We start from the raw sequence: 22,144 nt of genomic DNA, 5'->3' as shown, positions 1-22,144 counted from the left end.
TCCGCGAAATCCCCTAAAATAAGCCGATGCCAGAATTGCCAGAGGTTGAGACCGTTGCGCGTGGCGTGGATGCGCGAGTGCGCGGCGACAGAGTCGAGGAAGTTTGGTTTGGCTCGCATCGCGAACCATTCAAGACCCCGGCGTTCAGGCAGGCGGATGGATTACGAGGGCGACGGATCATATCAGTCCATCGCACCGGAAAACACATCGTGATGGAGCTTGGAGATCGGAAGAAAGGGAAGGCCGCCGCATCCGCTCTCGCGGAGCCTGGCGAGATTCACGCACAGTGGATTGTCCACCTGGGCATGACGGGACGGCTGCTTGTGACGACCCCAGGAGCAGCCATCGCGAAACACACCCATGCGCGGTTGACGCTTGAGAGCGGCCGCGAGCTCCGTTTTGTGGATCCGCGGCGCTTCGGAAGACTCGATTTTTACGATCTGGGCAACGCAGCAGGGGATGCCGAAAACAGATTCATCGCCAAAGGTCTCGAGCCCTTGTCGATCGGGGCGGAGGAGTTTGCGAACTTGTTTCGTGGCCGCAAGCTGGCCATCAAGGCCGCGCTGCTGAATCAGACGCTGATGGCGGGAGTGGGGAATATCTATGCGGACGAAAGCCTGTTCCGGGCCGGGATTCGTCCTCGGCGCCGGGCTGGGAAATTAACGCGCCTGGAACTCGAGAAGCTAAGGGGAGCGCTGCGCGAAGTTCTCGAGCATGCAATTCGGTTAGGTGGGTCTTCAGTGTCCGACTATGTGGACGCTGAAGGTGTGCGGGGATTCTTCCAATTGGAGCATTGCGTGTATCAACGGACTGGCGAGCCCTGCCGGATATGTGGAGAGTCGATCAAGCGCATCGTGGTCGCCGGACGAAGCACGCACTATTGCCCCCACTGTCAGAAGTAAGACGCGAGGAGCATCAAGAATCTACTGTTTTTTGAAGTGGATGCACCCCGCTTTATTAGAATCCAAACGGTTGCGTGTGACGCTGTAGCGTAAATGATTGAATCTAAAAGCTGGTCTAAACGGCACGCTGATTGCTAACTACAGGGTGCCAGTGATGTACCGGCTGCTGGGGAAGTTTCCGGCGAGCCCGCAAAAACAGCAGACGCTCGGCAAGAGCAGCCGCCAAAGAAGCGGTAGACCGGCCGGGAGAGCCTGTGGAAGGCGCGGTGGATATAACCATCGCCCATAATTTGCTGGGAGGCCAGTGACCAGCGCAGGGACACGAAACGCCACTCTTAGAGTGGCGTTTCGTGCGTCAGAGTGCTTCTTGAGCTCAGTCGCGAGGCAGGAAGATTCCGATTATGGTTACGCTTGTGCTGAGGTTAGTGGACGCCACTTGCACAGTGGCACGGTAGTATGTAGTATCGAACTTGCCTATCAAGCGGCTGAAGCGACCACCTGAACCAGGTAGAGCCGGCTCGCCGCTGACAAAAGAAACTTCGCACGCAGAACCGGCATATCAGGCGGCAAGCATCGAAGAATCCTATAGGACAGGCATCACCCCAGGAAACGCTGGCGAATCGTACCGATCCAGACAACCGAGAGTGTTGTTCAGGTTATGTCGGGCAAAAGGCTTGAGCGTTTCGATAGATGTTTGGCCCCGGAGCTGCATCGAAGGATTAGCGAGTATTTTCGGCGGGGATCCTGTCGGCGAGCAATCGTCGAGGGAGCAGAAGAAAATGCCGCGATGCACTGGGCAAGAAAGGTTTACCCCTGTTAGCGCGTTATAGACACGCAAATGTCGAGGTAGATTGCGTTCAAGAGTACAGTTCCCCCGACAAAATGCGAGGCGTCGACAAGCAGAAAGCTGCTCGCTGCGGACTTTTCCGCCGCATGGGGGCGAGCGGCACCAAAAAGAGATTCAGCACCCTCAGTGATGGAAATGGCTGAAGCAAGAGACTAATGCAATCCACAGCAATGTGCCAGGAAGTGCACGCATGACAACAGAACCGACGGTGCCCCAGCCCGAGCTGGGGTCGGCCCAGGCCAATGGCCAGGGACAGTCGCAAGGACATCGGCGCCGCAGGCGTCGTCGCAAAAACAAGACCAGCCAGCAAGTCGGGCAGCCGCAGGGCCAGTTGCAGCCGAACCAGCAGCAACCGTCTCCGCCGCAGATGCAGGCTCCGCAGCCGCAGCAGCCACGACCGCAGGGTGGTCCACCCAAGGATGGTTCTGGCCGTCATCGAAAGAAGAAGAAGTTCTTTCAGCAGAAGAGTGGCGCACCGCAGCCCGGTCCCGGCAACAGCATCGCCCCTCAGCACAACAACGGCAATGGGCGTCGCAAGGAAAGACAGCGAGGACCGCGCACTTTCGTCGGACCGATGGATCACAGCTATCGCATCGTAAACGGCAACGTGGCTGATGGTCCTCCCTCGACAATTCCTACTCAGGCCAATGGACATCACGGCGGGTACTACAACGACGTAAACGTTGGATCGCCGACGGTTCCAGTCAAAGCTGACGCGCCGACTCGCATCTTCTGCTTCATCGACGACCTCTTCTTCCAGGCGAAGATCCAGGAAACAGCGCGAAAACTAGGCGTGAAGGTGGAGTTTGTGAAGGGCGAGAAGGAAACCGTCGCTCGCATCATCGATTCTCCCGAGGCGCCGACACTTGTGGTGTTCGATCTGAACAACCTGAACGCCAAACCGATGACACTCATTCCAAAGTTCAAAACGAAGTTCAAGAAGGCGACATCGGTGATCGGGTTTTTGAATCACCTACAGGGCGACCTGAAGATGAAGGCGATTGAATCGGGCTGCGATACCGTCATGCCACGTTCGGCATTCTCGCAGAGTCTCCCAAACCTCCTGCGCAGATATGGCATGGAAGAAGAAGAAGATAACATGCCCCAACCGATGTAAAAACTGGTCAAGGTGGCAGTGCCGAAGGCGCCCGACATTGGGCGCCTTCGATTTTTGAGCGACGACGGTGGCACCGGTGACAAGATTAGCCCGGAGGCCACGCGAGATGGCGGCCACCTAACAGGTGGACATGAATATGTTCGACAGTCTGCCCACCATGCTCCCCTGTATTAATGACGGTTCGATAGCCTTCCACCAGTCCTTTGGAGCGGGCAATCTCGGCCGCAACCCAGTGCAGATGGCCGACCAATGAATTGTGCTCTTTCCCAGCATGGGCGATGGACGCTACGTGTTTACGAGGAACAATGAGTATATGGACAGGAGCCTGCGGATTGATGTCGGCGAAAGCATAGCACTCGTCATCCTGATAGATAGGTTTGGATGGAATGCTTCCATCAATGATCTGGCAAAATAGGCAGCTCATGACTGAAAGTCTATCGTCCGCAGTACTCCATTGTCAGATCCCGATGGATCTCGTCGAGCTGAGACCGCCCTAAGCGGTTTGCTCTTCGTATTCGGAGCTGTGCTCCCGTTCCTTCGAATGTTCCGAAAACTCGAGGATGCGGTGGATGGCCTGGGTTAAGGTGTGATTGAAGATGCGCAGACGAGCGAAGGATACGTTAAACAGCCGGTGCTTGCCGCTTCTTTCCATCAACTGGGCTACTCGGCGAGTGTGGTCCACGTCCATGACGACGAACAAGTCGTTCTCTGCCATCACGCCAACGATCTCTCCGGTGCAGGGTATCTTCTTCGAATGATGATCAGATTTGACAACAATGCAGGAAATATTGGAACTCACTGTACGCCTCAACAAAAGTAGTGACTTCCGGCGATCCATCCTCCATACTCGATCGCACCCTTCGAGAGATGCCACTGAGCCGGTTGAGGTTGTTCATCCTGCTGTTTAGAGCGGCCTGTATGTGGCTGATTTCACGAGTGAAATTACATCGGCAATATTGCTGAGCGAGGGCTTCCTCCTCTCCCGGATTGCATCAAAATGTTTTGGCTGCGTTGTGGATGTTTTTCGGACCGAAGCAGGAGGATCCATGACAGCGGAATTAGATAGACGTACGGTATTGGTAATTGACGATGACAGGATTCTTGCTGACACACTGGCGCAAATTTTGAGGCTGAACGGGTTTCAGCCCGTGGCCCTATACAGCGGAGAAGAGGCTATTGAACTGGTAGAGAGGCTTCAGCCCGACATTGTATTAAGTGACATCCGCATGAGCCGGGTAGATGGTATTGAGGCTGCCAAACGAATCCGAGAGTTGCATCCGGAATGCAGGGTAATTCTGTTCACGGCGCATCCTGTATCGGCGGCGATGAGACATATGATCCACGGATTGGACTTCGAACTTCTTCAGCGCCCTCTGCATCCTGAGGAGGTCCTGACAGCACTGCGCAATGCACCGCAATAGGCCCCGAACTCGCCTGATGCATCAACGAGGGGCCATGCGGGAGGTGCAATTTTCCAAGGGAGCACATGATGAATTCGGACTCGCCTAATGTTTTGGCGGAGATTTTACGCACGACTCTTCATCTAGTGGAGCGGAGGCAAGATCTTGATCAGAATGCGCCATCCGTCAACGAGCTAAAAGAATCGATGCGCCGCACAATTGCGGAAGTGGAAAAGAACAAAATGCCCCGGAAGGCTGAGCCGGAAGACGGCGGGGAAAGATCCTCATGGTCCAAGTTGTTGCGCGGGAGGAAACGCTAATCAAGAGGTGCGGAAAAGTGTTCATAAGGCTGTAGCAACATTGCAAGTGTGCGCGAATACCTTGGCGCGTCGTAACCAAGCCGGATGTACTAAAGTGACTCCATTTGTACTCCGACTGTGGATTGACGCACATGCATGTGGCTCTTAGCTTCAGGTTAGAGTGCATGGGCATTTGAGCAAGTGTTGTATGCACTTCAAAACACACAGCCCGCCCTAAAAGGCGGGCTTTGTGCGTAACCGGCCACGCGACGAAAAGCGCCTCGAAAGATCGCGAAATCTCGAGCTTATTTGGATTGCGCTGCCTGACGGCTGAGACTTGAAATCCATGGTCCGATGTCCGAGGTGCAAATCAAGATTCCCCACGCGGAACGCAGGACTTGGCCGGCATCGCCATTGCGCATAAAATGGGCGCAGTACCCGAACCGCTCAGCGCTGTTGCAAAAGATACGACCCTTACAACGTTGATGTTTGAACGTGCGGAGTCGGAATTTCAGCGCTGGACGTGCGCATTGCGCCTGCATTCAGCGCTTTGAGGGTTCATCGTGGCAACAGCACAACTCCTTCCCATCTACACCAAGATCAGTCAGAAGATTCTGCGCAAAAGTGGTGCGCAAAGACTGAAAGCCCGCAGCAACCGCTTCCATGGCGGCAACCAATACCTCGTGGAGGGGCTGGATCGCTTCTGGCTGGCTCTGCGTTGCCCCTCGCACGCCTGGAGCTGGCCCCGCGCGAATCATGAAGAACGCGTCCAAGGGTTTGATTCGCACCAGACGTGCCACAAGTGCCTATCGCGTCGCATGTTCAATACCCAGGGATGGCAGATCGGGCCGATCTATAGGCATGTGACTCGCAATGTAACTTCCCGCTGAGGGCTACATGCACGCGGCTCGTCGAGGATGAGGCGCTTTCTAGCTGGTGTGGTCGAGGATAATCTTCCAGCCGTGCGGACCCTTGCGCCAGACGAGGGAGAAAATACCGTCATCCTTCTTGGCTTCACCGTGGGCAGTGCGGTCCAGGTGGAACCTGCCGGTAACGAGAGCGATCTCTGATTTTCCGCAGCCTGACGGGAGCAAACGGATATCAAGGTCGTTAAAAGTGAGTTTGCCCATCTGCTCGGGCGTTGTGTAGTTGCGCAAGTAGCGCTCGCGGATCGGCTGGTAGCCCTTCCCGAGCGTCGCTCCAATGAAAGTGGTGTCGGGCGAATCCTCGTAAGCCTGCATGAACGCGGGGATGTCCGCATGGTTCCAGGCTTCCGTCTGCGCTTTGATGGCGGCGCGAATCTCGGTTTCGTCAGCAGCGGCCGAGGCGGTTTGCGCAACTGAACATGCGATGGGACAGAGACAGAGAAGTGCTGCCAGGAGAAGTCTTTTCACGAGCGGTCCTCCGGATTGGAGTGTACTTGGAAAGATTACAACGCAATCCTCCTCCAGCTAATTCTTTAGCTTTCAACGTTGGCGATGATCGATTGAACCACGAATCGTGACGGCATGCGATTTGTCCTACAATTTGACTATGGCTGCTGCTGAGACTTCCCCATTTCGCGTTGTGCACACGGTGTGCTCTCACGATTGCCCGGACAGTTGCGCTGTGCTCGTCACCGTTGACGCAAACGGGAACGCTGTAAAGGTGCAGGGTGATCCTTCGCAGCCAGTGACGCAAGGGTTTCTATGCGGCAAGGTTGCGAAATATCTCGACCGCGTTTACTCTCCGCAGCGGATCCTCTATCCGCTCAAAAGAAAGGCCGGTGTTGCCAAGGGGCCATTAAAGCGAGGCGAGGAACACGAAGCCTTCGAGCGTGTCAGCTGGGATGAAGCGCTCAGTTCCATTGCCGGCAAGCTGCAGCAAATTAGCGACGAGTTTGGGCCGGAGTCAATCCTGCCCTACAGTTATGCGGGCACCATCGGCGTGCTGGGGTTCGGATCGATGGATCGGCGCTTCTTCCACCGTCTGGGTGGGAGCCAGCTTGACCGCACAATTTGCTCCGAAGCTGGCGGAGTGGCGTGGAACCTGGTGTATGGGAAGAAGCTCGGAACGCCGACCGAAGACTACAAGCTGGCGAAGCTGATTGTGGCTTGGGGCGCGAATATCCACGGCAACAACGTTCATCTATGGCCGATGGTCGAGCAGGCGCGTCGAAACGGAGCACGGCTGATCGTGATCGACCCCTACAAAACGCGCACGGCGGCTCTGGCGGATTGGCATATTGCGATTCGGCCCGGCACAGACGCGGCGCTGGCGCTGGGGATGATGCACGTCATCTTGCGCGAAGGACTTGAAGATCGCGCTTACATTGCCGAGATGACCCACGGGTTTGAACCGCTCGCGGAGCGTGTGCGCGAATACACACCGGAGCGCGTGGCGGCATGGACCGGAATGAAGGCCGGTGAGATTGAACAACTGGCGCGCGAGTACACAACCACGCGACCGGCGGCTTTGCGCATGAACTATGGAGTGCAGCGCAGTGAGAATGGCGGAACAGCCGTGCGAGCAATTGCGATGCTGCCCGCGCTGACAGGGGCATGGAAATATCGCGGAGGAGGCGGCTCGCTGTCGACTTCAGGCGCGTTCGCGTGGAACAAGCGGGAACTGGAACGGATGGACTTGGCTCTGGACTCACCGCTCGGACGCCCGGCGCGGACAGTAAACATGTCTCAGCTCGGCCAGGCACTGACGGAACTTGGCCAGGGACGAGATGCAAACGTTGAAGATGGGCCTGCTGTACAAGCGCTGTTTGTGTACAACTCGAATCCGGGCGCGGTGGCTCCGAATCAGAACGCGGTGCTGAAGGGAATGGCGCGGCCCGATCTGTTTACTGTGGTGCACGATCTCTTCTTCAACGACACGACCGACTACGCGGATTATGTGCTGCCTGCAACGACGTTCCTCGAACATACCGACATCCAGGGCGCTTACGGACACTACTTTGTGCAGCTGTCGCAGCAGGCCATCGAGCCTCCAGGTGAGGCGCGGTCGAATGTGTGGCTGTTCGGGCAAATGGCGCAGTATATGGATTTCACCGAAACCTGCTTCCGCGATACTGAGGAACAGCTAATTCGGCAGGCCTTGGCAGTGGGCCTCGACGGACGTTCCAAGAATGCGGGGATGGAGCACATCAGCCTGGAGGATCTGCGGGAACAGGGACACATTCCGCTGGCATTCCATCGTGATCCCAAAGGATCGCCGTTCTTGCCGTTTGCGTCAGGAAAGCTGGCAACTCCTTCTGGGAAGATCGAATTCTACTCGGAGACGCTGGCGCGAAAAGGAAAGGATGCTCTTCCTGGGTTTCTGCCTCCTGCCGAATCGCGATGGAGTGAAGGCGCTAAGCGTTTCCCGCTGGAATTCCTGGGCCGGAAAGCGGACAACTACATGAACTCGACGTTCGCCAATCTTGATGGGCACCGGAAGATGGAGGCGCGCACGAGCCAGCGGCTGGAGATGCACCCTACCGATGCGAAGGCACGGGAGATCGCGGACGGCGACAATGTGCGGGTATGGAACGATCGCGGCGAGATTGTACTGACGGCGCTGGTCGATGGCAGCGTTCCGGAGGGTGTGGTTGCAGGGCGGATGGACTGGGCCAAGTTCAATGACGGCGGAGCCACCTTGAATGCACTCACCAGCGAGCGCTTGACGGACATTGGAGCAGGAGCTACGTTCTATTCAGTATTGGTGGAAGTGGCGAAGGCCTGAGATTTCCCCGCATTCCAATCCTGTTCGAAAAACCAAACTCTTCCGGCCCGCGTACGTGGTTGAGGTGTCCCCGGCGGAACCCTCGCAAAATGTCTGATAAAAGGCGGTAAACTGGAACTATGTCATGGGTACCATTTGGTGTCGTCCTCGTTCTGGCCATCGGCTACATATCGATGAAGCGTTCGGGCCAGATCTCGTCGAAGGAAGCTTCGGAATTCCTCAGGAACGGAGCGATGGTGATCGACGTGCGGAGCTTGGACGAGTTTGAGTCTGGACACATCATGCAGGCTCACAACATTCCATTGGATAAGGTTGAGATGATGGCGCTCTCGGTCATCCGGGATCGGAATAAAGTGCTTTTGTTGCACTGCTCCACCGGGGTGCGCAGTAACTTAGCCAAGAAAAAGCTCATGGATATGGGATTCAAGAATGCGTACAACCTGGGATCCTACGAACGAGCCCGCAAGATCGTTACCAACCAGTAGAAGCAAAAATCCAGCAAAATAGAAAAATGAAAGCTGCGTTTCGATTGCGTGTCGCAACGGAGGAGGACATTCCTGCGCTACATGCGCTGATTGAGGCGTCGGTGCGTGGATTGCAGGCTGACGACTACACGCCGGCACAGATCGAGGGTGCGCTGGGAACGGTGCTGGGGCTGGACACGCAGCTGATCCGCGACCGGACGTACATTGTTGCTGAAGAGGCCGTAGAAAAACCGAAAGCACCGAATCGCCTGGCCGGGTGCGGCGGATGGTCGAAGCGGAAGACGCTGTTTGGCGCAGACCAAGGGCCCGGACGCGAGCCGGAGTTGCTCGATCCAGCGACGGATGCGGCGAAGGTACGGGCGATCTTCGTGCATCCGGATTTTGCGCGGAGAGGATTGGGCTCATTGATTCTGGCTACCGTTGAGGATGCTGCCCGGGCTGCCGGGTTTACCCAGTTCGAGATGGGTTCGACACTGACCGGCGTGCCGCTCTACCGGCTGAAAGGCTACGTGGAGACCGAGCGGATTGCGGTACCTCTGAAGAACGGCGAGGCGCTGCCGGTGGTGAGGATGGTCAAGGCTCATACCACTTCATGACGGGTACCCCTATATCCCTATCTCTGGAGCTAAATTGCTGATTTTCATGGCTTTGGGGACAGGAGTTTGCTCTAAATTATTCCAGCGATTAGGCTTAGCTACAGATTATTGCTGCGATTGGACTTAGGGCCACCTGCGAGATTTGATCCGGTCGATAAGTGTAAGTTGGCACATCTCTCAGACATGGTGGGATTATGCACTCACAGGGGCTAATACCCTGCAAATACCCCCGCGGAATTCGCCCAATGGAATGAGCGGCTTGAAGAGAATTTGAGGCGGGACTGGCTTGACAACGGTGAAAACGTAGCCCCCGGCGAGAACTACGTTTCGCAGGAGTAAAGCGCACCACAACCCACGAACGTTTGCGGCTCACCTAAAGCCGTGCACTGACATCGGAACGCATCAATCTCGAATCGGGATGGAATTGGGTTAATGAACAACGTGGAAAGTGCGCTTCCAGCGGGTATCCGGGAAGAAATTCACCACAACGTGGCCCATCCACGCGAGCATGTGACCGAATCCTGTTTGTTCAAGTCGACCGTCTGGGGCCTCGAACGACCAATAATTGAACAAGGGACGGCCAAGTATGTTCGCGCGTGGCACGAAGCCCCAAAAGCGCGAGTCCAGGCTGTTATGCCGGTTGTCGCCCATCATGAAATACATGCCTGGCGGTACCACCAGATCGCCGTCCTGGATATAACTCGGGAAGTTCACGGCCCACGACTCAGTTGCCCCGGGCGCCCCGGCTGGAGGTACTGCGGGGAAATCGTCGAGAAACTCGTTGAAGTTATCTGCCGTGGTCGGCTGCGCAAATCCCACCGGCTGTGCGACTCCATTCACAAACACGATGCCGTTGCGCAGGTGAATATGATCGCCGGGCACTCCAATCAATCTCTTCACAAGGGGAGTGTATCGCGGCGTGCCATCGGCGTTTGGCGCATCAATACCGGGTTGATAAACGGGCTTATGGAACACCACGATATCGCCGCGCCTCGGCTCGCGATACCTTACTAGCGGCATCCACGAAGTGGGCGCCATGAGCGTGATCTGGTCGACGACCAGGTGATCGCCTACGAGTAACGTGTTCTCCATCGAACCGGATGGAATGAGGTAGTTCTGGGCTAAGAACGTCAGAATGAACAGGCCCACCACCAGAACTGAGCAGATACTGGCCAGCGCCTCGAAAGGGGTTTCTTCCCGATTGATATTGGCGGAAGCTGTGCGATTTGTCGAACCGGAAGAAATCTTCGTTGTTGGGCTCATCCAAGGCTCCTCAGGAAGGCTCGCGAGCCCAAGGGCATTCCATTGCAGTCGAGTTTGCGTCTTGACCGGAGTCTATCAAACATCTGTGTCGCGTAGGCTTTTCCGAACGCATGGGGCACCGACATCGTGCTGATCGACGTCTTGTATGGCTTGGAAAGTCTACTGCACGTTAGCGAAAGGATCTTCCAGCGATGGGCATTGCGGGGTGAGGAGTTCCGCGCCGTCATGGGTGATGAGCATATCGTCTTCGAGGCGGATGCCGAATTCGCCGGGAATGTATATGCCGGGTTCGTCGCTGAAGGTCATATTTGCTTCGAGCTTTGGAGCGAGATCCCAGCCGTACATATCGTTGCGGACGAGATAAGGCCACTCGTGGCCGTCCATGCCGATGCCATGGCCGACGCGGTGGGTGAAGTATTTGAAGCCGGGTCCGTAGCCGCCATCGACGATGACTTTGCGCGCGGCTGCATCAACATCGGCCGCCGGAACGCCGGGACGCGCGGTTTTGAGCGCTGCGGATTGGGCGCGTTGGACGAGATCGAAGACGGACTTCATCTTGTCAGTCGGTTTGCCGAGAACGAAAGTGCGGGTGATATCGGACTGGTAGCCCTCGACGGAGCAGCCGTCATCGAGCATGAGGATGGAGCCCTGGCGCAGAGTTTGCGGCTTGGCTGAACCATGCGGCACCGCCGTGAATTCGTCAACATTGAGGCTGGCTTCGCCTTCGAAGCCTACGCGATGGTAGGCGGCAGCAATGAGCATGCGAACATCCGTCGTCGTCATTCCGACCTGAAGAGACTGCGCAACTGCACGGTAGACGAGCAGCGTGGCGTGGCAAGCGAGACGCATGCATTCGATCTCGTGCGCGTCTTTGATCATGCGGCAGCCAGCTGTAATCGGCGTGGCTGAGACGACGTTGACATGCGCGTTGGCGGCACGAATTCCGTCAGAGAAGACGAAGGCCATGTGTTCATCGAGACCGATGGTGGCGGACGTGAGTCCTCGATCTTTGAGACCTTTGGCGAGGGCGACGTAGGGGCTTTCGTCTTCCTGCCAGGTGAGGACATCGACGTTGCCGGCAAGCGGTCCGCTGGAGAGGAGCTCATGCGCGCGGCCTTCTTCAAACGCGGGACAAACAAGGAACGGGTTGGAGCGCGCGGGCAAGACGAGTGCCCAGAGTCTCTCTCCGCCATAGAGGTGCAAGTCGGCGAAGTAGACGGTGGAGCTGGTGGAGTTGGCAAGCACGATGGCGTCGATCTTCGCGGAGGTCATGAGCTGGCGTGCGCGCTCGATGCGGGCCATGCGCTCGGCGTTGGTGAAGGGTCGCGCCTGGCCGGCGAGATTGGGCAACGCCGCGATGGCGGGCGGGGAGGATGGCGGTGCTTGCCCAGCTTGCGTTGGAAGTGCGGTGGCAGCGACAGCGGCGGTTGCGGCACCGAAAAAATTGCGACGAGTAAGCGTGGGAAAGCGGGGCAAGGGAATGGCCTCCGGGAAACATGAGACGCGGTCTATCTAGAGTAATGGTAGATGTCAGCTTTCAGCTATGAGTCTCTAAGTTGGACATGGGTGGATTGGGTTCGTGCTTTCCCATCCATTCGACAGAAAGCGTCGAATGGATGGGGCACCCTGCACCTGAGTTATATTGATAGGTCGAAAAGCGCAGCCATTCGGTTGTGCTTCTTTATTGCGTTGCAGTGATTGCCAGAGACATGCAGTGTTGCTGCGTAACTTCGCATTGAAGCATGTCTTCGGACAGCAGGTTCCAACCGACGAAGCCTGCGAATTTCTTGCCTGGCGACTGCTCGACCGTGGGAGCGAGGCCGTCGCCGGTTTCGGCGTCATAGTCTTCATGCATCGAACCCCACTTGGCGATGTCGCGATGGATATCGGCAGCGAGAGTGACGGCAAGCCAGCGCGCTTCGTCATTGAATCCGTAGCGGCGGAGGGCGATCCAGTCCAGAAAATTGGCATTGATCCATATAGGACCCCGCCAGTTGGAATAGGGGTTGATGATGGCCTGGTTGTTATAGGCAGAGTCAAAGCGCGAGAGGCTGCGGAAGCCATGTTCGGAACGCATCTGGGTCGAGTTGAGCAGATAGGCAGAGACCATGCGGCGGCCTTCTTCGCGCGGAAGGAGTCCATCCACGAGTGGAAGGAAGTTCGACCAGGCAATGACGCGGACGAAGGAGCCCCGGTCGCGGCGACGGTTCCAGAACATGCCATCGCGCGGGGACCAGAGCTGGCGCAGGATTTCGTGCCGAGTATTGAGCGCCTCGGCTTGATAAGCCTTCGCATCTGCAGCGTCACCAAGATGCCCGGCAAGTGACGCCATCGCCAGATATTCGCGCATCGCGTAGACAGAAGCGTCGACGGCGAGGATGGCGCTGCGATCGTTTTCGTCGTTGGTGAGGGCGGCGTTGTTGTCGGCGCCGGACTGCATCGCGTTGTCCCAGAACCAGAGCTTCCACTTTTCGTCGTATTGCGTGCGGCGACGGTAGTCGAGGACGCGCTTCATTGCGGGCCACACAGGACGGACCCATTCGTAGTCATGCAGGTTTTGGGCGGCGATGACGGCGCCCTGCGCAAGGAACGGCTTCATCGCAAATTTGCCGAAGAGCGGGCGCGGGCCTTTGGGCGTGATGCAGCCGGCAACGTAGCCCTCTTCATCTGCGGAGCCGGCAAATCCGAGCACCCAGTCGCGAAGATACTTGGCGTTGGCAGGATCCTGGTTGGCCCAGTGGAGTCCGATGAAGAAGCCGTCCCAGTCCCACATCTGGTTGTAGTATCCGGCGGGGATGAGGTAGGGATACTTGATGTATCCGTCGGTGGGACGGATGGTTTGTGGAGCGAGGCGATCGAAGTCGGCGGTTAGATCGCGGAGGAGGGCGGCGGGATCGGGCTGGCCGGGAGGGGATTGCGCACGAGAAGCCGAGATTGAGATTAGCAGGATAAAGATGAGCGCGAGATTCGTGCGGATGATGCTGCGGTGGATTTGCACGCAGGAATGATAGCGCGTGCGATGAGGCGCGTCAGTGTATGCGCAATTTTACTCAGGAGTGCCCGCTATTCTCTGAAGTTGCGGGGAGGATTTCGATGTAGTCGAGGGCGGCGGGATCCTGGCGATCGGGAGTTCCTTCAACACGCACAATATCGCCGGGTTTGAGTGCGACGTTGTGAACGATGTGGCGCGTGGAGTTGTCGGCGTGAGGGCGGGTTGTCGGGAACATGCCATCCGCAGACCATGATGCGTCGGGGCTGGGTGGTTGGCCGTTGATGGTGAGTACGAATCTGGCGGTGCCGCCTTGCAGGTCGAAGTATTGAACAGCGATGTTGAAGCGGCCGGCCTTCGCGTTGTATGTCCATTCGGCGGAGCAGGACGGCTGTTTCGCGTTTTGGTCGCAGTTCACAGCCCGGCCACCGGAGGCATCTTCCCATGGATTTACATCGATTACTTTGTAGCCGGTGAGGTGTGCGTCTTCGGCTTCGAGGCGATTGGGATAGTGTCCGGCGCGGCCCTGTGCGTCGGGGATGCCGCTGAGTTTGAGGAAGTATTGCGTGATGGCGTCGCGCCAGACGATTGCGTGTCCCGCCTGGTACTGAAGCCTTGGGAGCATGTCGTTGTAGAGTTCGGGATCGATGCGGGCTTTCAGCGAGGTCCATTCATCGACGAACTGCGCTGCTTGCGCGGCACCGTCGTAGTGGGAGTCGTAAAGGTATTGGATAACGGTTTTGCGGTCGTGGAGTTTCCAGGTGTAGGGGACATGGTGGAAGAAGAGGAGCAAGTCGTCGGGGGTGGTGGTAGCGGATTCGTAGAGCTTCGCGACTTCGGGTGAGTATTGGCCAACGAAGCCGGTACCCGTGGCGACGCTGCGGTCCATCCCTACGCCGTCGTGATCGGCGCGGTGCCACTGACCCCAACCGTTGTTTTCGCTGGACTCGATGTTCGGGCCGTAATGGCTGCCGGTGATGTCAGTGAGGGTCTGGAGTCCGAGAGGACCGGTGTAGTTTTCATACGCGGGCCAGGATTGCATCAGCATTTTTGTCACCGTACGGACGGCGGCGGGATCATTACTGATGGTCTGGCGGGTCCACTCATCGGCGATCTGCTCGGAAGTGAGGTCGGGATTCCAAGCGAGGCGGCCGAAGGCGTAGAGGTTGGCGAGAGCGAGAGGCGAGCTGAGCCATGCCTGCTGGCCTATGCCGGAGACGCCGACCATGCCACCCAGCTTTCGATTGAAAGATTTGCCAGAGATGATTTGCTTAACGGGCGTTGAGGCACCGCCTGCGCGCATGTCGAAGTCAAGGACCTGCTTCCACATAGGCGCGAGATAGACGAGGTGGCGCTGCTGGCCGGTGTACTCCTGCGTGATCTGGAGTTCCATGGCCTGGCTGGTTTGGGTCAGGCCGCCGAATAGCGGGGAGACGGGTTCGCGAACCTGGAAGTCGATGGGGCCTTCTTTGGTCTGGATGATGACGTTGGAAGCGAACTTGCCGTCGAGAGGATGAAAGATGTCATAAGCGGCTCGGGCGCGGTCGGCCTTCGGGTCGCGCCAGTCGGCGTGGTGGTTGTAGACGAAAGCGCGGTAGAGAACGACACCGTTGTGCGGGGCGAGGGCGGCGGCGAGGGTGTTGGCGGCGTCGGCGGGTGTGCGGCCAAAGCTGGCGGGCCCTGGCTGGCCTTCGCTGTCGGCCTTGACGGTGAAGCCGGCAAAATCGGGGATGAGCGAGTAGATTTCGTTGATCTTGGTGGTCCACCAGCTTTTCACTGCGGGATCGAGAGGATCGAAGGTGTTGAGGCCGCCGATTTTCTGGGGGCTGGCAATGTCGACCGAAAGGCTGACGCGTACTCCATAAGGTCGCATCGTCTCGGCGATTCTTGCGATGCCTTCGAGCATTTGCGGCGTTAGAAAGACGGCGGCGTTGTTTACATTATTCAGGTTGCAGCCGTCGATCCCTATCGACGCAAGCAATCGTGCGTATTCGCCAACCGGGGCAAGGTCTTCGCGGACATGGCCATCGTCGAAGAAGATGCTGCGGCCGGCATAGCCGCGCTCGATGGAGCCGTCGGCGTTGTCCCACTCATCGACCCAGCGGATGGACATGGCGGGGCGTTCGCGGAGATTGACTTTGCTCATGTCGTTGCCTTGCGCCAGGTTGCGCAGCAGGGCGAAGGCGCCGTAGAGGATGGCGCGATCGCTGCCGCCGATGATGTCGATTTCGCGGATTAGGTCGCCACGATGAGCCGAGATGAGGAATTCGTCCTGCTCAAGAGACGGCAAAGCTTGTTTGGGGTCCTGCTTGCGCAGCTCTTGCACTGTTCCTAGCTCGATCATGTTGGGGCCGCTCTCGAGGGGTGTGCCGCCAGAGAGCGAGAGCAGGCCACGACGAAGTTCGATGGCGGCGGTTTGCTCGAGGAGGCTTTGACCAAGAGGGCTGACGCGCATGGGAACAGTGAGTGGCTTGGAGAGGGGATGATATTTGAGCCACGCCTGAGAGGCGGTTTGGGCTGAGATGGTGAATCCACATTGAAGAACTGCTACGAAGACAAGACCCTTGCTGAGCAGACTTCGTATCCCCGGTCTCAGAAGCGAGACCGGGGGCACCCGATTCTGAGTTGAATGTGGATTAGGCGGGCTGTTCCGCATGCAACCGTTCTATCATCCCCGGCTAGTGCAGTTGAAGATTGGATCGGGCGCACGCCAAAGCATGAATCTGCCTAGTCGCCGAATACCTGGGAACCGCGGGCTCCCAGGCTTCGTATCACAACTGTTGACACGCCTAGTTTTCTAGGCATAGACTTCTCTATACCAAGAACCTTAGGGGTAGAGAATGGCGAAGAACGATCTTCAGGGAACGATTGATCTTTTGGTGTTAAAGACGCTGGACCAGAACGGCGCACTGCACGGCTACGGTATTGTGCTGCACATCCAGAGCGCGTCAAACGACATGCTGCGCGTGGAGGAGGGGTCGCTGTACCCGGCTCTTCATCGCATGGAGCAGAGCGGCTGGATCGCCTCAGAATGGGCCATGACCGACACCAACCGGCGTGCCAAGTATTACAAACTTACGGCCACTGGCCGGCGTCAACTGCAGCAGGCCGAGGAAAGCTTCGAACAGCTTGTAAAGGGTGTACGAGCCGTTCTGCGTTACGCGTAGCAACTGTAAGGGCATCGTAAGGAGGCCACGGATGGCCGCATTTCGCCGTTTCATCAATTTGTTCCGTCATTCTGAAATCGACCGCGACATCAACGCAGAACTGCAGGCGCACATCGACCTGCGGATGGACGCGAATATTGCGGCCGGCATGTCGCCGGAGGAGGCGCGGCGGCAGGCGCTGTTGCAGTTCGGCAATCCGACTTCTACGCGCGAGCGTGTAGCCTCAGCCGACGCTGTTCTGAGTCTGTCTTCTAGCTGGTCTGACGTGCGCTACGCAGGGCGGCAACTGGTGAAGTCGCCGGGGTTTGCCATTACCGCGGTGTTGACGCTCGCGATCGGTATCGGGGCAAACACGGCAATCTTCAGCAGCATGGACGCCGTTGTCTTACATCCGATATCCGTGCCAGATCTAAATCGGGTGATGACGCTAGCCGAAGAGCAGGGCAGCGGCAACTACCATTCGGTCGCGCTGGCGAATTACTACGACTGGAACCGGCAAAACCGTTCGTTCGAGCAACTGGCAGTGCGCACGTATGCCGATATGAGTCTGACCGGTGCGGGCGATGCCGCGCAGGTGCAGGCGGCCCTGACGTCGGCGAATTTCTTCAGCGTGCTCCGCGCGCAACCCTTGCTGGGCCGGGTCTTCGCAGACAGCGAGTGCCAGCCGGGCCACGATGCCGTGGCGGTTCTGAATTACGGTTTCTGGCAGCGGAGCTTTGCCGGCGATCCTTCGATCCTGGGCCGCCAGATCGAACTCGATCAACGCATATACACCATCGTTGGCGTCATGCCCAAGACCATGCAATATCCGTCGATGGCTGACCTTTTTCTGCCGTTGGCGCCAACACCGCAGCAGGTTGCAAATCGCAGCGCTCATGACTACCTCGTGATCGGCCGCCTGCGCAGCGGCGTCACCGTCAAGCAGGCGCAGGCCGATATGCGCATCGATGCCGAGCGGTTGGCGAAGGACTATCCTGCGACCAACCTCGGCTGGTCAGTGAAGGTTGAGCCGCTGCTCGACGGCATCAATGGCGACTCTACCCCGCTCTATTACCGGATGCTGATGGGCGCCACTCTTTTTGTGCTGCTGGTGGTCTGCGCCAACGTTGCCAACCTCCAGTTCGCTCGCGGCATTGCGCGACGCCCTGAAATTGCGATGCGCTCTGCCCTCGGCGCCAGCCGCTTGAGGATCATGCGCCAGTTGCTGACGGAAAATGTCCTGCTGGGAATAGTGGGTGCTGGAGGGGGCCTGCTCCTGGGCGGCGTCTACCTCCATTTCCTCATCATCAACATGCCTCCGCGCATCGCACGCTACATGGCGGGATGGTCCAATACTTCGTTGAATGGCCGGGTCATGGCCTTCTCTCTGCTCATCGCACTGGGCGCGGGATTGATCTCAGGCATTGCGCCCGCCATCGAGGCGATGCGCATGAACCTGGCGGACCAGCTGAAGTCTGGATCCCGCGGCACCACAGGATCAGGGCGTCATCGCCGTCTCAGGAACGTTTTTGCCGTCTCCCAGATTGCTCTCGCCGTTGCTCTTGTGATCGGCGCGGCGCTGATGTCAAAAGGCATGTTGCACCTGCTGCATCTGGGAGACGTTTACGAACCCGAGAAGGTGCTCACCTTCAACGTGACACTGCCCCCAGCCCGCTACGATACGCCTCAGAAACTTGCTGCCTGGTATTCCGACAGCCTAGAACGGCTGCACGCTCTTCCTGGCGTCACGCACGCTGACGTAACCACTGCGCTGCCCTACAGCGATAACGGGTGGATGCAGGACATGGCCATCGAAAACCGTCCTGCCGTGCCGGGGAAATTTCAAAGTGCGCTGCGCATCCCGGTCAGCGAGGGATACTTTACCGCCTTCCATCTTCCCGTGATTGCAGGCCGCGCGTTGAAGAGAAGTGATGTCGTGAACTCCCAGCCAGTAGCCGTAGTCAGTAGAAAGTTTGTGGCACAGTATTTCGGTGGCGAGAACCCCCTCGGCCGTCGCATTCGCATGGGCAGCCCGACTGACAGGCAGGAACCATGGCTCACCATCGTCGGCATCGCGGACGACGCCAGCTACTCCTTATGGGATCAGTCGATTCAGCCGGTCGTCTACATGAACGCGGCGCAGATGCCGCCACCCGGCGCGACGTATGCGGTCATGACGGACGGTGATCCGCTAGCCCTTGCTCTATCTGCTCGCAGGGCGCTCGTTTCGCTTGATCCCGCGTTGCCGCTGGATGCCGTCATGACGTACAAACAGTCGCTACGTGAATCGATGACCGGGCTTGTCGACGCCTCGGTGATGCTCGGAATCGATGCGATCATTGCCCTTTTTCTTGCTGCCATCGGCATCTTCGGTGTGATGGCCAATCTCGTCGGTGAACAAACGCGAGAGATCGGCGTCCGCCTTGCCATGGGCGCACCGCGGGAGCGCGTGCTGGCGATGATTCTGCGCCGAGCTTCGCGGCTCACGGCTGTCGGACTCGGGTGCGGTCTGCTGCTGGCTTTTGGCCTCGCCCAGCTCGTTGCCAATCTTCTCCGCGGCGTCAGTCCGCACGACCCCTTCATCTTCGTCGGAGTATCCACCGCCATTGCTGCGATCGCTCTTGCGTCAAGCTGGATTCCTGCTCGTCACGCCTCAAAGGTCGATCCGATGCAAGCCTTGAGAGGCGAATAACCAAAGACAGGAGACTTCCCCATGGCCGTTTTTCGTCGCTTCGCCAATTTGTTTCGCCGCGCCCAGGTCGATCGTGATATCGACGCGGAATTGCAAGCGCACATTGCGATGCGTATTGATGCTAATGTCGCGGCGGGCATGTCGCCGGAAGAAGCGCTTCGCGACGCGGTGCTGCGGTTTGGCAATCGGACGGTGGCGAAGGAGAGGGTGACGGCTTCGGATGCAACGCTGAGCCTTGCCGATCTTGGCCGTGACATTCGCTATGCGGGTCGGCAATTGCGGAGGTCGCCGGGTTTCGCGTTGACAGTAATCCTGACACTGGCGTTAGGCATCGGCGCGAACGTGGTGGTATTTGGTGTGTTGAATGCGATGCTTCTGCGACCGCTGAATGTTACAGGAGCGGATCGTCTGCTTGAGCTGGCAAACGGGCGGCCAGGCGATGACAACCAGTCCTACCCCGACTACGTGGACTTCAAAGCACGCAATTCGGCATTCTCCGATATGGCGGCGTATCGACTGGGTTATGCGGGCATGAGTTCCGGTGGCAACGCAGAGAAATCGTGGGAGTACGAAGTCTCAGGCAACTACTTCGACATGCTGGGAGTGCAGCCTCAGCTTGGGCGCTTTTTCCATGCAAGCGATGAGCATGGACCCAACTCAGCACCTTATATCGTGCTAAGCGATGCGCTGTGGCACTCGCGATTCAATGGCGATCCGCGGGTGGTCGGGACCACAGTCGATCTCAACAAGCATCCGTTCGCCATCCTCGGGGTTGCGCCCAAGGGATTCCATGGAACGGAGATATTTTTCTGGCCGGAATTCTGGATGCCCATGGTGAACGAACAACAAGTAGAGGGCTACAGCTTTCTCACCAAGCGCGGCAACCATGGGCTCTTCGTGATCGGTCCGCTGAAACCGGGCGTTACGCCGCGACAGGCTGAAGACAATCTCCTCGCTGTCGCGCATCAGATGACGCGGGAGAATCCAACAGACGATGACGGACTTGCGGTGAGGCTCGTCAAGCCGGGCCTGATGGGAGATGTTCTTGGCGGCCCCGCGAAGCCTTTTCTGGCCGCGATTATGGGGTTGGCGTTGCTCGTATTGCTTGCGGCTTGCGTCAACCTTGCGGGCATCTTTGCAGCGCGTGCGGCAGACCGTAGCCGTGAACTTGCAATTCGTCTCTCCATCGGTTCGACGCGGTGGCGCATTCTACGTCAGCTGCTCACCGAAGCGGTCGTGGTCTCGCTGGCCGGAGGCGCGTTGGGGACATTGATCGCGACGGGGATGCTCAAATTTCTCAGCCATTGGCAGCCCATCAGCGAATATCCGATTCACGTGACCGTTGTTGCCGACGGGAGAACCTACTTGATCGCTGTGCTGCTTTCGCTTGCCGCAGGCATTCTTCCGGGACTTCTACCGGCGCGGCAGGTTTGGCAGACGGATGCCACGGACGCCTTGAAAAGCGGAACGACTTCGGCACGAATTCTGCGGCGGCTCACGTTGCGCGATCTGTTGCTGGGGATACAAATTGCTTTGTGTGCGCTGCTATTGACGTCTTCGATGGTAGCTTTGCGCGGCATGGAACGCTCTCTCCACGCACCGATGGGATTTGTTCCAGAAGGGGCGATGGTTGCCGACACGGATATGCAGATGGCGGGGTACTCCGATAACTCTGCATTCCCTGTACAGCGACGCATGATCGAAGCGGCCTCACAGATTCGGGGCGTCAGCGGCGCGGGCACTATCGATTCGTTGCCGCTGGGTGGCGGCGGCAGCAATTGGTCAGTCTATCGCGAGGGAACCACTGACCTGCGCAATTCAAACAGCGTCATGACTGCGCAGAGCTACGGTATCTCTCCAGGATATTTGCGCGCTGCCGGCACAACGTTGCTCGGAGGGCGCGATTTCACCTGGGACGATAAAGCGAATGCGCCAAAAGTCGCGATCGTGAATCAGACCTTCGCCCACAAGATGTTTGGTGACGAGCCGGCAATCGGGCGGCATTTCCTGGGCGGCGACAAGACGAACTACCTGATTGTTGGCATCGTCGAGAACGGCAAGTACGAGATGCTTACGGAAGATCCGATGCCGGCGATGTTTTTTCCCCTGGATCAAGAGCATGAGGCAAACACAATCTTGATTGTGCGATCTGATCTGCCGCCTTCCGAGATCGCGGGCGCACTCAATCGCGTGCTTACGGAGATTGACCCCACTCTGCCTTTCAGCCTTCGCACCTGGCCGGACAGGCTCTCCTTCCCCCTGTTTCCTCCACGGATAGCGACGGCAACCCTGGGAGTGATGGGGATGCTGGCGGCGATGCTGGCGATTACCGGGGTATTTGGGATGGCGACTTACACGGTTTCAAAACGGTTGCGCGAACTGGGAATTCGGGTCGCTTTGGGAGCGCACCGGGCGCAATTGATGCGAGCGGCGCTAGGGCGTCCCATGATTGTGCTGCTTTCAGGGTCGTTGGCTGGCTTAATCCTGGGGGTGCTCGCGAGCCGGCTGCTCGCGGCGCTGGTGTATGAGGCGACTCCGCGTGATCCGCTGGTCCTGATCGGGGCAGTGGCAGCCATGATCCTGATTGGCCTGATTGCTACCTGGATTCCGGCGCGAAGGGCGCTCGCCATCAACCCCGCGCAATTGTTGCGGCAGGACTAGGCTCAAGCATCTGATACCCGAGTGGTTTTGTGGCAG

Annotated in this window: 17 protein-coding genes; 10 read left to right on the top strand and 7 right to left on the bottom strand. The window is 58.0% G+C overall.

Features of this window, described 5'->3' with window-relative positions:
* Nucleotides 1–26: 26 nt before the first annotated feature.
* Both mutM and P8935_RS03620 read left to right on the top strand, forming a co-directional pair.
* Entirely contained in the window at nucleotides 27–902 is an 876-nt protein-coding gene (mutM, locus tag P8935_RS03625; RefSeq protein WP_348263654.1) for a bifunctional DNA-formamidopyrimidine glycosylase/DNA-(apurinic or apyrimidinic site) lyase, read from the top strand.
* Nucleotides 903–1,939: 1,037 nt separating this feature from the next.
* A complete protein-coding gene (locus P8935_RS03620; RefSeq protein ID WP_348263653.1) occupies nucleotides 1,940–2,866 on the top strand; it encodes a response regulator in 927 nt (308 codons plus the stop codon).
* Between the two features lie 85 nt (nucleotides 2,867–2,951).
* On the opposite strand, the gene P8935_RS03615 is transcribed toward P8935_RS03620, so the two are convergent.
* Together P8935_RS03615 and P8935_RS03610 are read right to left on the bottom strand one after the other, a co-directional pair.
* Nucleotides 2,952–3,290: a histidine triad nucleotide-binding protein gene (locus P8935_RS03615; protein WP_348263652.1), complete on the bottom strand. Its 339-nt coding sequence runs from the start codon at nucleotides 3,288–3,290 to the stop codon at nucleotides 2,952–2,954.
* 69 nt (nucleotides 3,291–3,359) lie between these two features.
* On the bottom strand, nucleotides 3,360–3,665 hold the full coding sequence (locus P8935_RS03610; protein ID WP_348263651.1) for a hypothetical protein: 306 nt from the start codon (nucleotides 3,663–3,665) through the stop codon (nucleotides 3,360–3,362).
* Between the two features lie 121 nt (nucleotides 3,666–3,786).
* Between P8935_RS03610 and P8935_RS03605 the strand changes: the two genes are divergently transcribed.
* Together P8935_RS03605 and P8935_RS03600 are read left to right on the top strand one after the other, a co-directional pair.
* Nucleotides 3,787–4,287 (top strand): response regulator, encoded by a 501-nt coding sequence (locus P8935_RS03605; protein WP_348263650.1) that lies wholly within the window; start codon nucleotides 3,787–3,789, stop codon nucleotides 4,285–4,287.
* 841 nt (nucleotides 4,288–5,128) lie between these two features.
* On the top strand, nucleotides 5,129–5,455 hold the full coding sequence (locus P8935_RS03600; protein WP_348263649.1) for a hypothetical protein: 327 nt from the start codon (nucleotides 5,129–5,131) through the stop codon (nucleotides 5,453–5,455).
* A gap of 39 nt (nucleotides 5,456–5,494) precedes the next feature.
* Here the strand turns inward: P8935_RS03600 and P8935_RS03595 are convergent, their stop codons facing one another.
* Nucleotides 5,495–5,959: a nuclear transport factor 2 family protein gene (locus P8935_RS03595; RefSeq protein WP_348263648.1), complete on the bottom strand. Its 465-nt coding sequence runs from the start codon at nucleotides 5,957–5,959 to the stop codon at nucleotides 5,495–5,497.
* Between the two features lie 139 nt (nucleotides 5,960–6,098).
* Here P8935_RS03595 and P8935_RS03590 point away from each other — a divergent pair, with 139 nt between their 5' ends.
* The 3 genes from P8935_RS03590 (at nucleotide 6,099) to P8935_RS03580 (ending at nucleotide 9,357) form a co-directional block, all read left to right on the top strand.
* Nucleotides 6,099–8,276, top strand: coding sequence for a molybdopterin-dependent oxidoreductase (locus P8935_RS03590; RefSeq protein ID WP_348263647.1), 2,178 nt, complete (start codon nucleotides 6,099–6,101; stop codon nucleotides 8,274–8,276).
* Nucleotides 8,277–8,395: 119 nt separating this feature from the next.
* A complete protein-coding gene (locus tag P8935_RS03585; protein WP_348263646.1) occupies nucleotides 8,396–8,761 on the top strand; it encodes a rhodanese-like domain-containing protein in 366 nt (121 codons plus the stop codon).
* 26 nt (nucleotides 8,762–8,787) lie between these two features.
* A complete protein-coding gene (locus P8935_RS03580; protein ID WP_348263645.1) occupies nucleotides 8,788–9,357 on the top strand; it encodes a GNAT family N-acetyltransferase in 570 nt (189 codons plus the stop codon).
* 429 nt (nucleotides 9,358–9,786) lie between these two features.
* On the opposite strand, the gene lepB is transcribed toward P8935_RS03580, so the two are convergent.
* The 4 genes from lepB to P8935_RS03560 form a co-directional block, all read right to left on the bottom strand.
* Nucleotides 9,787–10,620, bottom strand: a complete 834-nt coding sequence (gene lepB / locus P8935_RS03575) for a signal peptidase I (RefSeq protein ID WP_348263644.1) — start codon at nucleotides 10,618–10,620, stop codon at nucleotides 9,787–9,789.
* Between the two features lie 159 nt (nucleotides 10,621–10,779).
* Nucleotides 10,780–12,096, bottom strand: a complete 1,317-nt coding sequence (locus tag P8935_RS03570) for a Xaa-Pro peptidase family protein (protein ID WP_348263643.1) — start codon at nucleotides 12,094–12,096, stop codon at nucleotides 10,780–10,782.
* A gap of 205 nt (nucleotides 12,097–12,301) precedes the next feature.
* Entirely contained in the window at nucleotides 12,302–13,618 is a 1,317-nt protein-coding gene (locus P8935_RS03565) for a trehalase family glycosidase (RefSeq protein WP_348263642.1), read from the bottom strand.
* 52 nt (nucleotides 13,619–13,670) lie between these two features.
* A complete protein-coding gene (locus P8935_RS03560) occupies nucleotides 13,671–16,265 on the bottom strand; it encodes an alpha-glucuronidase family glycosyl hydrolase (RefSeq protein WP_348263641.1) in 2,595 nt (864 codons plus the stop codon).
* 184 nt (nucleotides 16,266–16,449) lie between these two features.
* Between P8935_RS03560 and P8935_RS03555 the strand changes: the two genes are divergently transcribed.
* Genes P8935_RS03555 through P8935_RS03545 form a run of 3 tightly spaced genes read left to right on the top strand, consistent with a single transcriptional unit; the run spans nucleotide 16,450 to nucleotide 22,108 of the window.
* The gene (locus tag P8935_RS03555) at nucleotides 16,450–16,776 is read left to right on the top strand and encodes a PadR family transcriptional regulator (protein ID WP_348263640.1); all 327 of its coding nucleotides are present in this window, start codon (nucleotides 16,450–16,452) and stop codon (nucleotides 16,774–16,776) included.
* Between the two features lie 31 nt (nucleotides 16,777–16,807).
* Complete coding sequence (locus P8935_RS03550; RefSeq protein WP_348263639.1) at nucleotides 16,808–19,447, top strand: ABC transporter permease; 2,640 nt, start codon at nucleotides 16,808–16,810, stop codon at nucleotides 19,445–19,447.
* 21 nt (nucleotides 19,448–19,468) lie between these two features.
* Entirely contained in the window at nucleotides 19,469–22,108 is a 2,640-nt protein-coding gene (locus tag P8935_RS03545; RefSeq protein WP_348263638.1) for an ABC transporter permease, read from the top strand.
* The last annotated feature ends 36 nt before the right edge of the window (nucleotides 22,109–22,144 follow it).

Origin of the sequence: Telmatobacter sp. DSM 110680 (assembly GCF_039994875.1) — a bacterium.
GTDB lineage: Bacteria > Acidobacteriota > Terriglobia > Terriglobales > Acidobacteriaceae > Telmatobacter.
This window is presented reverse-complemented; position numbering and strand designations above follow the sequence as displayed.